General features: G+C 50.9%; 16 protein-coding genes. 2 read left to right on the forward strand and 14 right to left on the reverse strand.

Annotated features, from left to right (window positions below):
* Positions 1-5 precede the first annotated feature (5 nt).
* The 10 genes from BLR64_RS19980 to BLR64_RS20025 all read right to left on the reverse strand — a co-directional run bounded on the left by BLR64_RS19980 (position 6) and on the right by BLR64_RS20025 (position 8,691).
* Complete coding sequence (locus tag BLR64_RS19980) at positions 6-656, reverse strand: amino acid ABC transporter permease (RefSeq protein WP_090716826.1); 651 nt, start codon at positions 654-656, stop codon at positions 6-8.
* 26 nt (positions 657-682) lie between these two features.
* Positions 683-1,336, reverse strand: a complete 654-nt coding sequence (locus tag BLR64_RS19985; RefSeq protein WP_068726045.1) for an amino acid ABC transporter permease — start codon at positions 1,334-1,336, stop codon at positions 683-685.
* A gap of 150 nt (positions 1,337-1,486) precedes the next feature.
* A complete protein-coding gene (locus BLR64_RS19990; RefSeq protein ID WP_090716827.1) occupies positions 1,487-2,341 on the reverse strand; it encodes a glutamate ABC transporter substrate-binding protein in 855 nt (284 codons plus the stop codon).
* A 31-nt stretch (positions 2,342-2,372) separates the two neighbouring features.
* On the reverse strand, positions 2,373-3,101 hold the full coding sequence (locus tag BLR64_RS19995) for an amino acid ABC transporter ATP-binding protein (protein ID WP_090716829.1): 729 nt from the start codon (positions 3,099-3,101) through the stop codon (positions 2,373-2,375).
* 350 nt (positions 3,102-3,451) lie between these two features.
* Positions 3,452-4,441, reverse strand: coding sequence for an inorganic phosphate transporter (locus BLR64_RS20000; RefSeq protein ID WP_090716830.1), 990 nt, complete (start codon positions 4,439-4,441; stop codon positions 3,452-3,454).
* 13 nt (positions 4,442-4,454) lie between these two features.
* Complete coding sequence (locus BLR64_RS20005) at positions 4,455-5,072, reverse strand: DUF47 domain-containing protein (RefSeq protein WP_068725998.1); 618 nt, start codon at positions 5,070-5,072, stop codon at positions 4,455-4,457.
* A 207-nt stretch (positions 5,073-5,279) separates the two neighbouring features.
* The gene (locus tag BLR64_RS20010; protein ID WP_090716832.1) at positions 5,280-6,380 is read right to left on the reverse strand and encodes a DUF3048 domain-containing protein; all 1,101 of its coding nucleotides are present in this window, start codon (positions 6,378-6,380) and stop codon (positions 5,280-5,282) included.
* Between the two features lie 194 nt (positions 6,381-6,574).
* Positions 6,575-7,351 carry a DODA-type extradiol aromatic ring-opening family dioxygenase gene (locus tag BLR64_RS20015; protein WP_090716834.1) on the reverse strand — a complete coding sequence of 259 codons (777 nt, stop codon included), beginning with the start codon at positions 7,349-7,351 and terminating at the stop codon, positions 6,575-6,577.
* Positions 7,352-7,429: 78 nt separating this feature from the next.
* Complete coding sequence (locus BLR64_RS20020; protein ID WP_090716836.1) at positions 7,430-8,260, reverse strand: alpha/beta hydrolase family protein; 831 nt, start codon at positions 8,258-8,260, stop codon at positions 7,430-7,432.
* Between the two features lie 230 nt (positions 8,261-8,490).
* Positions 8,491-8,691: a hypothetical protein gene (locus tag BLR64_RS20025; RefSeq protein ID WP_090716837.1), complete on the reverse strand. Its 201-nt coding sequence runs from the start codon at positions 8,689-8,691 to the stop codon at positions 8,491-8,493.
* 186 nt (positions 8,692-8,877) lie between these two features.
* On the opposite strand from BLR64_RS20025, the gene BLR64_RS20030 reads away from it, so the two are divergent.
* Both BLR64_RS20030 and BLR64_RS20035 read left to right on the forward strand, forming a co-directional pair.
* Positions 8,878-9,540: a DUF1129 family protein gene (locus BLR64_RS20030; RefSeq protein WP_090716839.1), complete on the forward strand. Its 663-nt coding sequence runs from the start codon at positions 8,878-8,880 to the stop codon at positions 9,538-9,540.
* Between the two features lie 39 nt (positions 9,541-9,579).
* Entirely contained in the window at positions 9,580-10,509 is a 930-nt protein-coding gene (locus BLR64_RS20035; protein ID WP_090716841.1) for a hypothetical protein, read from the forward strand.
* 84 nt (positions 10,510-10,593) lie between these two features.
* Here BLR64_RS20035 and ilvA read toward each other — a convergent pair whose 3' ends face one another.
* The 4 genes from ilvA to BLR64_RS20055 form a co-directional block, all read right to left on the reverse strand.
* The gene (gene ilvA, locus BLR64_RS20040; RefSeq protein WP_090716842.1) at positions 10,594-11,856 is read right to left on the reverse strand and encodes a threonine ammonia-lyase IlvA; all 1,263 of its coding nucleotides are present in this window, start codon (positions 11,854-11,856) and stop codon (positions 10,594-10,596) included.
* Between the two features lie 215 nt (positions 11,857-12,071).
* Positions 12,072-14,252 (reverse strand): methyl-accepting chemotaxis protein, encoded by a 2,181-nt coding sequence (locus BLR64_RS20045; protein WP_090716844.1) that lies wholly within the window; start codon positions 14,250-14,252, stop codon positions 12,072-12,074.
* 427 nt (positions 14,253-14,679) lie between these two features.
* Positions 14,680-14,901: an aspartyl-phosphate phosphatase Spo0E family protein gene (locus BLR64_RS31135; RefSeq protein ID WP_341833393.1), complete on the reverse strand. Its 222-nt coding sequence runs from the start codon at positions 14,899-14,901 to the stop codon at positions 14,680-14,682.
* 228 nt (positions 14,902-15,129) lie between these two features.
* Positions 15,130-16,533 carry a helix-turn-helix domain-containing protein gene (locus BLR64_RS20055; RefSeq protein WP_090716847.1) on the reverse strand — a complete coding sequence of 468 codons (1,404 nt, stop codon included), beginning with the start codon at positions 16,531-16,533 and terminating at the stop codon, positions 15,130-15,132.
* Between the last annotated feature and the right edge of the window lie 13 nt (positions 16,534-16,546).

The raw sequence follows: 16,546 nt of genomic DNA on the forward strand, positions 1-16,546 counted from the left end.
GGAAATTATGCTGTTTTATGCTCCAGCCGTTTGGAAATCAGCGACAGCAGGTAATTAACAACGAAATACATCAGAGCCACCATGATCAGAATCGGAATAGTAAAGCTCTCCTTCTGGCCCATAACAATCTTCGCATTATGCATCAGCTCCGGCAGCGCGACGATCGTCGCCAGCGACGTATCCTTGAGCAGCGAGATGAACTGGCTGACCAGCGGCGGTACCATATGCCGCAGCCCCTGCGGAAGCACGATATGCCACAGGGTCTGGAAGCTGCTGAGACCGGACGAGCGTGCGGCTTCAATCTGGCCTTTATCAACTGCGTTTAATCCCCCGCGCACAATCTCGGCAATCATCGCCGCTTCGAACACCGTAAGGGCGGCGATCGCGGCGGCGGTCAGCCCCATTTTGATCCCTACCTCCGGCAGCGCGAAGCGCACGAAGAATATGATCAGCAGCAGCGGCAGGTTACGGATGAGCTCCACCAGAAAGAACATGACCGGTGAGAGCACCGGAACCTCCGCATAGCGGATTACACCGACAACTACCCCGATGACAAAGCTCAGAATAATCGACACAAACGCCACAATCAGCGTGATATACAGGCCGTCCATCAAAAATCCTAAATTAGCGGGCGAAAATGCACCGGCAAAATCCATACTATCCCTCCTCAGGTGCTTTCGTTCTAGTACTTACGCTGCAATCTTCGCTCCCATACCCGCACGCCATAGCTCAGCGGCACAGTGAGCACCAGATAGAATACCGCTACAAAAATATAAGTATCGAATGTGCGGTACGTCTCCGTGGAAATGCTGTCCGCGAAGTACATCAGGTCAAATCCGGCGACAATTGTAAGTACGGACGAGTTTTTAATCAGGTTAATGAACTGGTTGCCCAGCGGCGGTATGACCAGCTTGATGGCCTGAGGCAGAATCACATTCGTCATGGTCTGGATATAGCTCAGGCCGGACGAACGTGCCGCCTCCATCTGGCCCTTGGGGACAGCCATAATACCGGCACGGATGGCTTCGGCAATGAATGCCGAGGTGTATACCGCGAGCCCGATAGTCCCTGCCGTGAAGCCGTCGAGTGTAAAGCCGAGCGCCGATGGCCCGTAATAGAACACATACACTACGAGCAGCAGCGGAATATTGCGCACAAACTCAACATACCCCGTTCCGAACCAGCGCAGCCCCTTGACCGGTGTGATTCGGAAGACGGCGATAATGGCGCCGAGCACAAAGCTGCCGATCAGCGCCAGCACACTGGACAGCACAGTTCCCCAGAAGCCCTCCAGATACAGGCTGAAATAATCCGTTAATATCGAAAAATCCATCACTCTCACCTACCCTTGCCTGCAAAATAATAGTTAGTGCTTATCCGCTTCGTACCTGATCCCTCTCCCTTTTTACAAGAAGAAACGGCAGAGCCGTCCTTGTTCAGGCCGGGTACCGTTTCGCTGATTCCTATAGGCAGAACGCTCTCAGACTTATTTCGCCGGAGCTTTACCGATCCACTTTGTATAAATGGCATCATATTCGCCGTTAGCCTTCAGTTCAGCCAATGTATCATTAATGGCCTGAACAACATCGGAGTTCCCTTTTTGCACGGCAATGCCGTACGGCTCATCGGTGAACGGCTCGCCTACAACCTCGTAGCCGTCATCCTGGGCAGCCATCCCGTAGAGGATCGCATCATCCGTAGTCAGCGCATCTCCCTGGCCGGCTTTCAGGGCTGCGAATGCATCCTGGTAGTTATCGAATTCCAGCACGGTTACGCCCGGAACCTTCTCTTTAATATTCTTGATCGAAGTGGCGCCCTTGGAGCCGAGAATCTTTGTATCCTTCGTTACACTTTCAAGTCCGGTGATCGGGCTTCCCTTTTTAACCAGGAGGGACTGGCCGGCCTGGAAGTATACGTCGGAGAAGTCTACTTCCTTCTTGCGCTCTTCTGTGATGGTCATTGTAGCAACAACCATATCAATCTCGCCGTTGTTCAGCATCGGAATGCGAGTCTTGGACGTTACTTCCTTTAGCTCAATCGCATTTTCGTCACCCAGGATGTGCCTCGCAATCGCCTTGGAAATATCGATATCGAAGCCTTCCACATTGCCGGAAGCAGGGTCTTTAAGCCCGAACAGCCGGGTATCGTACTTCACACCGACCAGCAGCTTGCCGCGTTCCTTGATTTTGGCGATTGCTGCGGAATCTGTGGATTCCCCGGCAGCATTGCCGCCCGCTGCAGCGGAATTTCCGGCGTTGTTGTTATTGCCGCAGCCGGCAATGACGAATAGTGCAGCAACCAGCAGCAGGCTTACCCATTTGATGCTCTTGATCTTAATCATTTCTCTTCCTCCCCGTAATCTGTATATTTGGTTAATGGCTTAACACACGGCTGAGAAACGTGCGTGTCCGTTCTTCCTTGGGACTAGCGAAGAATTCTGCGGGTGCCGCTTCCTCCACAATCTGCCCCTGATCCATAAAGATCACCCGGTCAGCAACCTCTTTGGCAAAGCCCATTTCATGTGTCACGACCACCATCGTCATTCCCTCGCGGGCCAGCGCACGCATAACATCCAGCACCTCGCCGACCATTTCCGGATCAAGCGCCGAGGTTGGCTCATCGAACAGCATAATCTTCGGCTTCATCGCCAGCCCCCGGGCAATAGCGACGCGCTGCTGCTGTCCGCCGGACAGCTGGGACGGATACGATTGTGCCTTATCGGCAATCCCGACCTTCTCCAGATAATACATGGCCGTTTTCTCCGCTTCCGCCTTGGATTGGCCAAGTACCTTTACGGGTGCCAGGGTAATGTTGTCGATCACCTTTTTATGCGGATACAGATTGAAATGCTGGAACACCATCCCGATCTCCTTGCGCAGCTTGTTAATATCCGTCTTACGCTCATTTACCGTTATTCCGTCAACAGTCAGTCCGCCGCTGGTTATCGTCTCCAGCCGGTTGATGCAGCGCAGCATCGTGCTTTTTCCGGACCCGGAAGGGCCGACTACAACGACTACTTCCCCCTCACTGACATGCAGGTCAATATTCTTAAGCACATGGAAATGCCCGTAATGCTTCTCTACCTGATGAAAATCAATCAACGACAGTCCTCCTTTACAGGCTTCTAAAGTTACATGATTCTGCAAGCTGCTAATTGTCAGCTATGGTAACACTTAAAACACACCTTACTGCGAAGACTACCGAATCCTACATTATCCTACGATTTACTGTAAAATTTCATGTCATTTTCTTTTCTGAAAGTGAGATATTTCATTTTCTTTTTGCCCCAATTAATGTTTTTTATCGAAATGATGTGACTTTTTGTGACCTTTTCTCTTGTAAAGCGAAAAAGACACCTCACGGTGTCTTCCCATTTACAAAAATATGTATAACAAAAAAAGATGTCAGCAGCCGTTCGTGGCCTCCATGACATCTTAAGCATCGTTCTATTTTAGAAGAAAAGCTTGCAGATCAATCCGGCCAGCACTGCGCTGATCGGAATGGTAATAAACCAGGTAACGATGATCCGTCCGGCAACTCCCCATTTAACGGCAGAGAAACGCTTGGCCGAACCTACGCCGAGAATCGCCGAGGTAATGGCATGCGTCGAGCTGACGGGCAGGTGCAGTAAAGTAGCGGTAAAAATAACGGATGCAGCAGACATGTCCGCTGCGAAGCCGTTGATCGGCTCGATCTTGAAAATCTTCGTCCCCATCGTCTTGATGATCTTCCATCCGCCGATTGAGGTTCCGAGAGCCATCGAGGTTGCAGCTGCAATTTTTACCCACAGCGGCACTTCCATTGTATCCAGACGTCCCGAGGTGACCAGTGCAAACGTAATAATCCCCATCGCTTTCTGGGCATCATTCGTACCGTGTGTAAAGGATTGCAGGGCAGCTGTAATAACCTGCATCGAGCGGAAGCCTTTATTGACGGTATGCGGGCTGCGCTTGGCAAATACCCATTTCAGGATCGTCATTACAATATAACCGATCACAAAAGCAATCAGCGGGGAGAAAATAAGTCCCTCCACGATTTCAATGAAGCCGTTCCATTTAATATGATCCGAGCCGGCTCCGACATATACCGCACCGGCCAAAGCGCCGATCAGGGCATGGGAGGAGGAGGACGGAATCCCGAACCACCAGGTGACCAGATTCCAGATAATGGCTGCAATCAGGGTCGCAGCTACAATATCTATCCCGTTATCCAGCAGGGTCGGATCGGTAATGCTTCCGCCGATTTTTTTGGCTACTCCTGTAAACATCAGCGCCCCGACAAAGTTCATGAGTGCTGCAAGGATGATAGCGGTACGCGGTTTAAGCGCGCGGGTCGAGACGGATGTGGCGATTGCGTTCGCTGTATCATGGAAGCCGTTGATAAAGTCAAAGGCCAGTGCAAGAAAGATAACAAAACCCAGCATGAATAATGATGTTTCCATATCCTAGAGCCCCTTATGAGTTGCGCATGATGATCGATTCCAGCATGTTGGCTACGTCCTCGCATTTATCCGTAGTCGTCTCCAGCCGCTCATAGAGCTCTTTGCGCTTGATCAGCTCAATAGGGTCCTTGACCGTTTCGAAAAGATGTTTGGTGCAGATCCGCAGTACTTCATCACCCTGGTTCTCCAGGTCGTTCAGGCGGATGGTATATTCGCGAATCGCCAGCAGCTTCTTCTGGGAAAGCAAATGTACCGCTTTTTGAATCTCATAGGCAGACTGGCGGAGAATTTCGGCAAACTGCACGATATATTCATCAGCATCCAGCAGGTTATACATATAGAAACGTGAAGCAGAAGCCTCCAGACCGTCCATCACATCATCCATGCTGGTGATCAAATCCATAATATCGTCACGCTCAAGCGGAGTGATGAACGTCTTGTTCAGCTCCTTGATGACAGTGTGCGTGTAGGAGTCGCACTGGGATTCGTATTTCTTCATCACCGAAGCAAACGTATCGATATTTTCCCGGAGACTGCTGATGTTCTGAGCGAAGTAATCAGCTGACTGAACGATCGTATCCGCCATATTTTCCAATGTCTCAAAGAAAATATCCTTCTTTTTCAACTTCATTTCCCTTAAACCCCTTTACATAAAATTGCCGTGAGAGTCCGGAATGCCATCCAAAATGTAAGCAGCATGAAAATGGATGACAACCCTTGTTATCTTATCATATCCGAACTGGGGATAGAAGAAAAAAAAGCGAACTTTTTTACGCTATATTAACATTTTCCTCGAACTCAGATGACATTTCCTTGAACCGTCATTTTTCGTTCACATTCATTCCGGAGTTGATGCTGCCGTATATTCTACATGACTTGCAAAAGACGGGCTGTTCGGCACGATCAGGACATGGGTGATTCCCGGATACATCAAGGCTTCGGTTCCATCGTTTTTCACAAAACGGATCATATCGTCCGGCTTTCGCGCCCACTTTCCTGAAATGACGGTTCCGCGCTGAAATAGCAGGGCCTCTCCGCCCAGCTCGACATCTATCTGCAGCCGGCCGATATCGTCCAATACCTTATGGTCTGCCCCAATTACCATAATATTAGCCGCTTCCACTGGATTATTATTGTTCAGATCCAGATGCGCCTTACCGTTGACCAGCCGCGCATAGGTTCGGCGCTCTGTGTCGTATTTATACCCTACCGTATAGCTCTGAAGCAGATAATGGACCTTCAGCTCTGCTGCAGCCGCCCCCTCCGTCGGCAGATAGTCCGGATCAGTAAATACATAGGAAGGAACCTCTATGCTGTCCGAATAGCCCAGCTTCTCTGCCCCCTCCAGCAGCTTGGCTGTATTGCTGTACAGATTGTGCGGTGCCTTGCGCTCCTTGTCACGCCAGAAATAAGCGCCGGCGTTGCCGATCTCGTCCATATCCGCCTTCTTCTGCCGCTGAAGAATCGCATACGCCGCGGGACTGCCTCCCGCATGCACCGTTACTGCGCCGTAGCTCTCGCCGAGGTCGATCAGATACGGGCGGATGCTGCGGACCGGGCCGATTTTGACTACGCCCGTGTGGCTCTGAAAAATCGCGATCAGCCGTGTAATTCCGCCCTCCGCCAGCACCTCATAGAGGACATCCGCTTCACTGATGCCCGACTGCGGCCGGGCGGCCGGCGCGTTGTTGATCATTACCGCGAGCGGCCGCGTCAGGCTGCCTTCCTGCACCGGCAGCCCGGTTAATCCGGACAGCTGCCGCACCGGGGGAGCCTTAGTCGGCGAAGGCTCGGGCCGTTCACTCGGCTGCGGCGATGCCGTCGCCACTGCCGACGGAGATGCCTCCGGCGCTGCCTCCCCGCCTCCGCAGGCAGAGAGCAGCATTGAAGCAAGCATAAGCCCGGTGAGCAGCCGGGTTGAGCTGCGGTTTATTTTCATATCCTTTTTACCTCCTAAGATTGGAGCTATATTTTTTTAAACTTATACTAGATAAACAAAGGGATAGGCGAGGCGGGTAATTTTGGATATCTTCTACCATTTAAGCACAGCCCGTCCCCTTTGTCTTGAAGGAGACGCAAAAAAAAGGATACAGCCTCTATATCGGCTGTATCCTAAGCTAATATTATTTAACATTAATCGACCATCCAGCAATTCAGGCTTAAGGTTCCGTACTGATAGGCCTGAATCATCAGCTGCGCCTGCCTGCCGGCATCAGCCGTTCCCATGATATAGAACAGCGGGACGAAATGCTCCTTGCCGTAGGATGGAACGGCGGCCCGCACATGCGGCGCCTTCTTCTCATAGGCAAACAGTGAAGGCAGATCCCAATTCTGCAGCCCTTCAGCCAGCCAGGCGTCAAACTCCAGTGCCCACGGCTCTGGCTGGTCATCCTCCTTCAGCATCCGCAGATTATGGACGAGCCCGCCGCTGCCCAGCAGCAGAATCCCTTCCTCGCGCAGCGGAGCAAGCATTTGTCCAATCTTATATTGCTCCTTGGGTGAACGCAGAGAATCAACGGATAAGGCCACGACCGGAATATCTGCCTGCGGGAACATTTTGCTGAGGATGACCCATACGCCATGGTCGAGCCCCCGGCCCAGAACCGGCTGGTGCGAAAGATTTCCTTTACCGAAAAGCTCGGAAATCCGGCCGCTTAGTGCAGGATCACCAGGGGCCGGATAAGCCAGCGAATACATCTCTTCCGGAAATCCATAGAAATCATGCTGCGCTTCATGCTGTGCATCTACTGTAATCAGTTGTTCGGGACTATCCCAATGTGCAGAGAAAACTACGATGCCCCTGGGCTTCCCCAGATCCTGGCCAAGGCGCTCCAGAAAACGGGTGTATTCGTTATCCTCCAATGCAAGGAGCGGTGAGCCGTGCGCAATGAAAAATGCCGGTAATTTCATAGGAGCCTACCTCCGTAACCCAGTATATGGTCTGCCCCTTTATTCTACCGCTAATCGGCGCGGAATGCGAACAGCATACTAGATCATCCAGTTCTGCCATTCCTGCTGCAAATGCTCCTGCTGGTTCATCCATTCCTTGGTACGCTTCAGCACCTGCTCCTGCGCCGGTCCTGACGAGAAGGTGTGGTCAGCCTGGAAAATAATTTCCTTGTCGCAGCGCCCCTCAGGGCGGGTCCAGAACAGCTTCTGGTACAGGAATGCATAATCCACAGGAATGACATCATCAGAGGTTCCATGGATAACCAGCACATCCCCGCTGAATTTACCCGCTTCCTGGAACGGCTGGAAGGCCGCCAGGGAATTGAAATACACCGGAGTAAAGGAGTAGCCGGCATAATCAGCAGCGCCTTCCTTAACAGAGCGGTCATAGGCATCCCTGCCGACAATCTTCACAATATCATTGAACGGGTAGCCGACCGCGGCCCATAACACCAGATTCTTCACCCGGCGGTCACGGACGGCCGTCAGAAGCGCTACTGCCCCGCCTAGACTGTGGCCGATCAGCGTAACGCGCTGCGGGTCAATATCTGCGGAGCTGATTCCGTAATCCAGCACTGCACGGGTCTGGGCAATCAGCGACTCGATGTCCTGGCTACCGTAATTCCCGCTGCTCTCGCCGCAGCCTGCATAGTCAAAGCGGATGACCATGTAACCGTCCCGGGCCAGCTCGCGCGCTGCCTTAACAAAGATCCGGTCCACACCGATCCGGTTGCCTACGAACCCGTGGCAGATAACGGCCAGCGGTACCCGGTCCTTGCAGCGCCCGGTGGCTCCCTTTTCCCGTGATGGATAATGTATGCTAGCTGTAAGCTCTTCCTGTTCATACCGGATTACAATATTCCGCTCCATTGCTGTATCCTCCTCTTAAAGAAACGCCGTTCCAATGTATAATTATTCCGATTAACTTAGTGTGATTAATATCTTAATTATACTTCCCCTAGTCCTTTTGTCAACAGTATTACACTTATGCGGTCTCCAGACAAGAATATATTCAGTGAAGCGGACAGCGCCGGCCAACACTAAAAAAACCTCTTCCGCTCTATTGAGCACAAAGAGGCTGAAGCATTACGCTGCTATACTCACTCGTAGCTGCTGTGAAACATATCGTGGGTCTCCTGGCGTCCTTCCCAATCCTCGAAGCCTGTCACCGTATCCTGACCTGCTGCATCCCATAAGCTATAGCCGTCAGAGGCTCCCCAATCGCCGACTCCGCTGTTCTCTGCAGGCGCGAAGCCGTCACCGACAAATGTCCCTGCCTGTTTTTTGTCCTCATAACCCATAACGTTACCTGCCCCTTCCTTGTTACCCGATTTGTGAAGCTAATCACAAGTTTAGTGTTTACTCTTCCAAAATAGATTATTCATACCAGCCAGAGGGTTGTCCTTGCACACAACAGCCGGGCAAACGTATACTCTAGGTTGAAGGCTTTTGTGCTTACCCGATACCTGGAGGTTTATAATTCGGCTATGAAAGTTAAAGCTATGATGAAGGAAAATAATGCCTTACGCGAGCAGATGACACCGTTTAACCGTTCTTATTTTGAGGATATGATTCTGGCCATGCGGGCCAGCCGTGTGGAGCGGGTCCGGGCGGAGGAGCTGCTGCTTGAAGCTGCCCGTCTGCTGCTGCAGGGCCAGAGTAAAGGCCGAAACGCCAAACAGATCTTCGGGGAGAGCCCGGAGGAATATTTCAAAGACATTATGGACAGTGTTCCTGCCCGGCCTGAACGCAGCAAACTGAACTATTATCTGATGATTGCCTGGACGGCATTAACCCTGATGTTCTCCGTGCTGGCCGTCGGCGGGCTTATTGCGAAATGGAGCGGAAGCTCTGCGGACCTGTTCAGCAAGATCAGTGTATTCACGCTGATTCTCGTAGGTTTCGGCTCCATTGTGCTGATGGAGCTGCTGGTGCGCTGGATGTCTTCTCTGTCAGAGAATGATGCACCGGGGTTCAGAACCTTTAATATCAAGGCACTTGGCATCTACATTGCTATAGCCGTTGTCGTCATCTTTGCCGGTGCCTTGCTTGATAATCTGTTTCCTGTCATTACAGTCTCGCCTTGGGTTAGCCTGGCTCTAGGGGCAGCCGGAGGGCTTGGGCTAAAATTCATATTTCTCAGATCATAGATTTCTTATTCCACTCCGACCATTACAGGGGGTTCTTCCATGAAGAAGCATAACATTCTACTGACAGCACTTGCTTTCATTATCGGACTCCAGGGAGCCGCCTTATCGGCGTATGCTTCAGGTGCACCGGCTGCTGCCTCTAATACAGCAGCTACAGGCATCAGCCATGCCCAGGCAGTCTACCAGGCTGCCCTGCCGCTGCTGGCAGACTCCGCCAAGCTGCCCCAGGCGATTAAATATTTGAACAGCAGCATCTATGCGGTTACCCCTTATCAGGCAACCGTCCTGGTTCTGAAGCTGGAAAATGTCCACAAGGCCGGGCTGAAGGTATGGGAGAGCCGGTTCAGCAACAGCACCGTACAGCGCAAGCTTGGCACCATATACATAACCGGCGCTAGCATGGCTAAGCTGGCCGAGCGTACGAGTGACAGCACTCTCCGTGCCCTGCTCAAGAGTGCCGGAGAGAGCGGATATAAACTGGAGACAGCAGAGGGCACTTATTTTCCGGTAATCGATTATGCCGCCTACCGCAAGTATAAGCTGTACGTGACAAGCGATATCCGGGAGTATATTACAATTATGGCTACCGAATCCGATCTGCCCTCCTCCAAGGATAACGGACTCGTCATCGGCTGGTCTGAGGTAGCCGGACGGGCGCTGAGCCAGGAGCAATTCATTAGGAACCACCCCAAGTCCAACCGGACAGGCGCGGTCAAACAGCTGTATGCCATGTATGAAACCGACACCTTCTACGGCCAGAATAACACCCCGCTGTTCCACTATGACAATCAGGAGATGGATCTGGAGGCCCAAAAGGCCTACAGCAGTTTCCTCGCCCGGAATACCGGCAGCAGCCCCTTCCTGGAGAAGCTTGAGGGCTTTATGAAGCTGCTGAAGGAGAACGGCTATAAGCTGAATGATGCCGTAGAGAACTACCGCAAGGCGGAGGTTCCGCTGCAGCAGGCGTAGAGCCCATTCAAATCCCAAGCTAAAAAGGCCCGCCCGCGGAGAACTCTCCGCAGGCGGGCCTTTTTAGTTGTTTCGAACTAAATGCTAGATCAGCATATTGAACAGATTCGGCTCCTTGTTGATCTCCGTATAATCGACGCCCTTCTGCTTCATCCGCTCAATCAGAGGCTCATAATCCTCACGCTGGAACAGCTCGATACCGACAAGGGCCGGACCGTTCTCCTTATCATTCTTCTTGGTATATTCGAAGCGGGTGATGTCATCATCCGGACCGAGCACCTCGGCCAGGAATTCCTTCAGTGCACCGGCACGCTGCGGGAAGTTGATCATGAAGTAATGCTTCAGCCCCTCATAGATCAGCGACCGCTCCTTGATCTCCTGCATCCGGTCGATATCGTTGTTACCGCCGCTGACGATGCAAACCACAGTCTTGCCGCGGATCTGATCACGGTACATATCCAGTGCTGCAATCGGCAGTGAACCTGCCGGCTCAACGACAATGGCATTTTCATTATACAGCTCCAGAATCGTCGTACATGCCTTACCTTCCGGCACCTTGACCACATCATCCAGATGGCGGGCACAGATATCATAGGTCAGGCCGCCGACACGCTTGACGGCAGCGCCGTCCACAAATTTGTTGATCTCCTTAAGAGTAACCACTTCACCGCGCTCTATGGCTTCACTCATGGAAGCAGCTCCTGAAGGCTCTACGCCGATAACCTTGGTTGAGGGGCTTACGGTTTTTATATAAGTAGCTACACCAGCAGCCAGACCGCCTCCGCCGATGGTAACGAACACAAAGTCCGCCGGCTTGTCCAGATTCTCCATAACCTCCATGGCTATCGTGCCGTTACCGGCAATAATCCGCGGCTCATCAAATGGGTGAATCAGCGTCATGCTATGATCAATGCAGGCCTGCAACGCTTCGTCATAGGCATCATCAAAGGTGTCCCCTTTGAGAATGACCTCGACAAATTCTCCGCCAAAGCGCCGGACCTGCTTAATCTTCTGATTGGGAGTTGTGCTTGGCATAAAGACCTTGCCCTTGATTCCGAGCGCCTTACAGGAATACGCAACACCCTGTGCATGATTACCTGCACTCGCACAGACAATGCCTTTGGCCCGGTCCTCGGCAGACAGGCTGCGAATCATATTATAGGCTCCACGAATCTTGAAGGAGCGGACAATCTGCAAATCCTCGCGTTTCAAATATACATTGCAGCCATATTTGGCCGACAGCACCGCATCCAGCTGAAGCGGTGTACGGACGATTACCTCCCGCAGCACATGGTGGGCCCGCACAATATCTTCCATTCCTACGATCCGGTCTTCGCCGTCTCTCATCAAGTTCCTCGCCTCACTGTTTCTATCTAAAATTTATACTTCTTGTAACATACTCTTCAAAAGACATTTTATCAAGTACTGTCTCCTCCGGGCAATACTCCTTCTAGCTTCAAGCAGAAACGGCTGCAAAAGTAGCAGAACTAAAGCATACAAGTTTATATTTTTCACAAAAATAACCAGCCTTGCGCCCCGGCAGCAAAGCTGGTTACATATTTCTAAGCCTTAAACCGCGACACGGCTTGCTGCAGCTGTACCGAGCTATTCTTGATATCTTCCATCTCGGCGACGATCCCGCCTGATTTGCTGATAATCTGCTCCGCCTGGACAGCAATGCTGCCTGCTCCCGCAGCTCCCTCATTCGTTGCGATGCTGGTCTCCCCAATGGCCGTCAATATACTTTGGATGGAAGCAAGCAGCTGTTCAGAGGTTGCGCTGAAATCAGTCACCAGCTCCTCAATATACCGGGCATCCTCGCTGTACCGCTGACCTGTCTCCTGCATGGAATCGTAATCCCTAAGCACCTGGTTATCCATGAAGCGCAGCATCCTCTCAGCGCCTTCCACGAGCCCTTCGACAGCCCCGACTACCGATTCTGTAACATTCTGAATCTCTGAAACCGTCTCGCGTGAGGTATCGGCCAGCTTGCGGATTTCCTCGGCGACAACAGCGAATCCGCGTCCTGCCTCTCCGGCCCTTGCTGCCTCAATCGAAGCATTCAGCGACAGAAGATTGGTCTGTGCAGCAATTTCCAGGATAGCTCCCGACAGGAGCCGGATCTGCTGAATGGACGCAGATTGCTCGATTGCACTGCGAAGCTTCTCTTCACTCTCACCGTATATTCTATCTGCCTGCATCCGTGAAGCGACAGCAGCCTGCTTCAGCCTGTCGGCGCGTTCATTTATCCGGCTGGCCGCCTCGGCGCCTTCCTGGGCTTTGCGGGCAATCCCGTTCACCGCGTGCTCGATTTCATTCGTACTGGCATTCATCTCCTGCATGGAAGCGGCTGTCTGCTGCAAACCGGCTGACAATTCCTCCGTAATCGCCGAAACCTCCGAAATACCGCCGTCGAGCGCAAATATATTTTTCTCTGTATTGTCGAGAGCCTTGGAGATACTTCCGGAGCTCACCTTTATATCCTGAATCAGCTTCTGCTGGGATGAAATCATCTCATTAAAGCCATCCGCCAGCACACCAATCTCACCTCTTGCCGTTACTCTGGCCCGTACCGACATATCACCGGTCATCGCCGTCCTGAACGCCGCAGTCAGAACAGGAATCTGCTTCAGAATACTATTGGAGACAAAATAGAGCAGGGCGGACATTACCGCAATCGCAGCTATAACCGAGATAAAAAAGATCAGCTTGAACGTCTTAAGAATCTTTTCCGCATCCGCCCGGGGAACAATCAGTGCGACCGACCACTGGTTCTGAACGGCAGGGGCATAAGAGACATAGCTGTCCGTACCTTCAATCTCGGTTGTAATCACGTTAGCGCCCCATTGGATCATTTTGTCGCCGACGGTTTTCCAATCCGGACCCAGATCACTCATTTTCTTCAGCAGAATATTGTCAGCATCCGGGTGATAGATGAACGTTCCTGTCTTATCAATCAGAATGGCAAACCCGCTGCCCTTGTAATTAAAAGCGCTCAGCGCCTGTGTGATTTGCTCTGTCGAAATATCTACGCCTGCAACCCCGATGAGCTGGCCGGAGTCGTTCTGAATCGGCGCTGTCACACTAACCACCATTTTGCCGGAGCCTGCATCAATATAAGGATCGGTTACCGTCACCCGGTTATTGCGGGCTGTAGAGGTATACCAGGTGCGCTCCTTCATATTAAAGTCCGCCGGAGGCTCAAACTCAGCCTGTGTAATGACCTTGTTCACCGCATCCAGCCCGATATATACGTTAAGCAAATTCTTGTTGCTGTCCTTAATGAGGTTAAGAGTTTCGATGAGCTCAGTATAGCCCTCGGTAGTTTTAACCGTGTCAGCGGACTTCACCATACCGATAAAATTCCGGATGTAGCTGTTGGCATTCAGCAGCTCAACACTGGCGGACGCTGGCTGGAGGAGATCATTAACCTTAACATTGATCTCCTCCTTCTCGTACGACAGCGCACTGCTCAAATCCTCTACGATAATCTGCTTGGCATTGCTATAGATAACCAGGGCGACAGCAACAATAATAGTAACAACAGACACGATAACGGACAAAAACAGCTTGCCCCGGATGCCCATATTGCGGACCGGTTCCATCCATGCCTGAAGCACGGAGAGCGGCTCCGCTGCCTTCCTCAAACCTTCTGCGGTGAACTCCCCCTGTCCCTCCACAGTCATCAGTGCCGGCTTCTGCCCGTCCTTGTTCTTTTCTTCTTTCTTCTTTCTTAGTGCCATAGGGCTCCCCACCTTTGATCAATATGAGCCGACAGTACTCTCTTCTGAATAAACCAGCTGTTTTCGACTTATTTCAGCTTATTTCTGCAAAAAAACTCTTTATCCCTTTACCGTTTAACATTGAGCTGTGAAATTACTGTGTCCATGTCAGGTTTTTTCAGGAAAATGCAGCATTAAACAAACATTTTCATGTAGAAAATGTCCAGTATTAGCTAAATTATCGAATGAAGAGATCTTTCAATAGATATCATGTTAGATTTCTTGTCAAAAGTGGATTGCTGTATAGTACTGTGGAGGATCTTAGGGTAATCGGATTGGGGAGTGAAACGCAGAGAAGGAGGATGCAGCTGCGGCAGCGGCTAATCTAAAGGTTGTTCATGACATTGTGCCGCAACTAACCAAAAAATTTAATTCCCGGGAATTCCGCTTAGCTGTAGCTCAACTGCCGCGGCTGTTCCGTCCAGTTGCCTTCGCCGGTATGGGACTTGCTGCGCAAAGCCTCCATCGCCCGTCTGAAGCAATAGCGGTTATATTCATTTATAAGTTCATCGAGTACCATCGACTGATGGAGCACCACGGGATGTAAGAGATCAAATTGCTGTTCCAGCTTATTCAGCTTATAGCGGGCTTGCTCAATGCTGTGTTTCATACACTCTGAATCCTTCACCTTTTATCCCTCCTTTTGATAGTATTGTAAAATAATATGCGTTACTCTATGTGAAACTTTTTTCAGATAAATAATAAAATTTTCAGACAAAAAAAAGGACCAGCCAGCGGCTGGTCCTTTGGCGACTTCAATTACAAACAGCCATGGATATTGTTCGGAGTTATTGGGCTTGCCTGAGACAGACCGGGAACGACTACTGCCAACAACAAACTACTTACTACTAATAATCCTGCTAATTTTCTTTTCATCCTGAACAAACCCCTTTGTCATCGAATTTTGGTATTGCCGCTGTATGTCAAATGATGCGTAATCCCGGTATTGTTCAAATAAGCGCACAAATGATAGTATGCGGGCTTCGTTATTGATAAACTTCGCCTTCTCCAAACCAGTCAGCACATATCGGAAACCCTCAGAATATAGCTTATTCCATAGATAGTAATAGGCTAGCTGATAGCAACACTCCGTAGATTCTTCATCTATAATCTGTGGGGTATATATGCACGCAGAGTTCGACTGCAGCGAAAAATAGGGCATGAGCCGGAACTTAAACTTCTCCAGAATGATATCGATATTAAAAGCAAATCTATTTGCAGCCTTTGTAATATTCAGAATTCCTATCAGTATTTCTTCTTCATCACTCTCAATTAATTCTGCGTATTCATATAGGACACTCTCATTACCGATCATAAGCTTACATACGAGTATATTAGCTTTAGCCCATCCCTCGAATAGCTGGACCCACTTCCCGGTTTCTTCATCACTGTCTTCCACCCAGCTCAAATCGGCATATCTATAGGCGTATTCAAGCGCCTCCTCATAAGCTCCCCTTGCATCACAGACACCGCCGCGCAGCAGGTCTGAGAACGCCAAATATGCAAACAGGGGCCGCTTGAGCTTATTATAAGCCTCTCTCCCAGCCTCTGGCTGAGAGGCTAATCTAAGCTGTATCTTAGCCTTAGCGCCAAGCTCTGCAGCTATTTCATCAACCTTATCCCAGCGTTGTAAGGACTTGTATGTATTAGCCAATTCCCTGAGGGCATCCAGCTGATCCAGCTCATCGAGCCTTTCTACAAATGGCTCAAATTGAATCGCCGCCTGAAGATTGTTCTCCTGATTATCTCCCAGCCGCAGCAGATACAGCCGGTACTGGCAGAAGGCCAGACGTTCCGAATGCTGCCTCCGTTCACTTGCGGCAACACTCTCATAGAGAATAGCGGCCGCCTTCCACTTACCGGCATTAAAGAATTCTTCTGCAACCTCAAACAAAAGCGGTGAATAGGTCAGATTGTCCAACAGCAGCTGTACTGACTGGCGAATGCAATTCAGGCAGTCCAGCTCTGCACACCGGAACAGAAACGGCCTGATCCGTCGCCAGTTCGGCACGGTCTCTACGATGCATTCCTGAATGTAATGCTCGTAGTAATAACCCTCCGGCAAGCCCAGTACCCTGGTTATCCTGTCCAGCTGGTCAACCGCTAGCACCCTGCTCCCCTTCATTAAGGAGCTGACCGTCCCTGCATTAAGGCCGGCTCTCCTTCCCAGCTGGCTGAGATTCAAACCCTCACGTTCAATATAGTCTTCCAGCTCGCTGCGAATCGTGGTTGTATAGATCAAATAACCACCTCCT

The organism is Paenibacillus typhae (assembly GCF_900099765.1).
Classification (GTDB): domain Bacteria; phylum Bacillota; class Bacilli; order Paenibacillales; family Paenibacillaceae; genus Paenibacillus_AQ; species Paenibacillus_AQ typhae.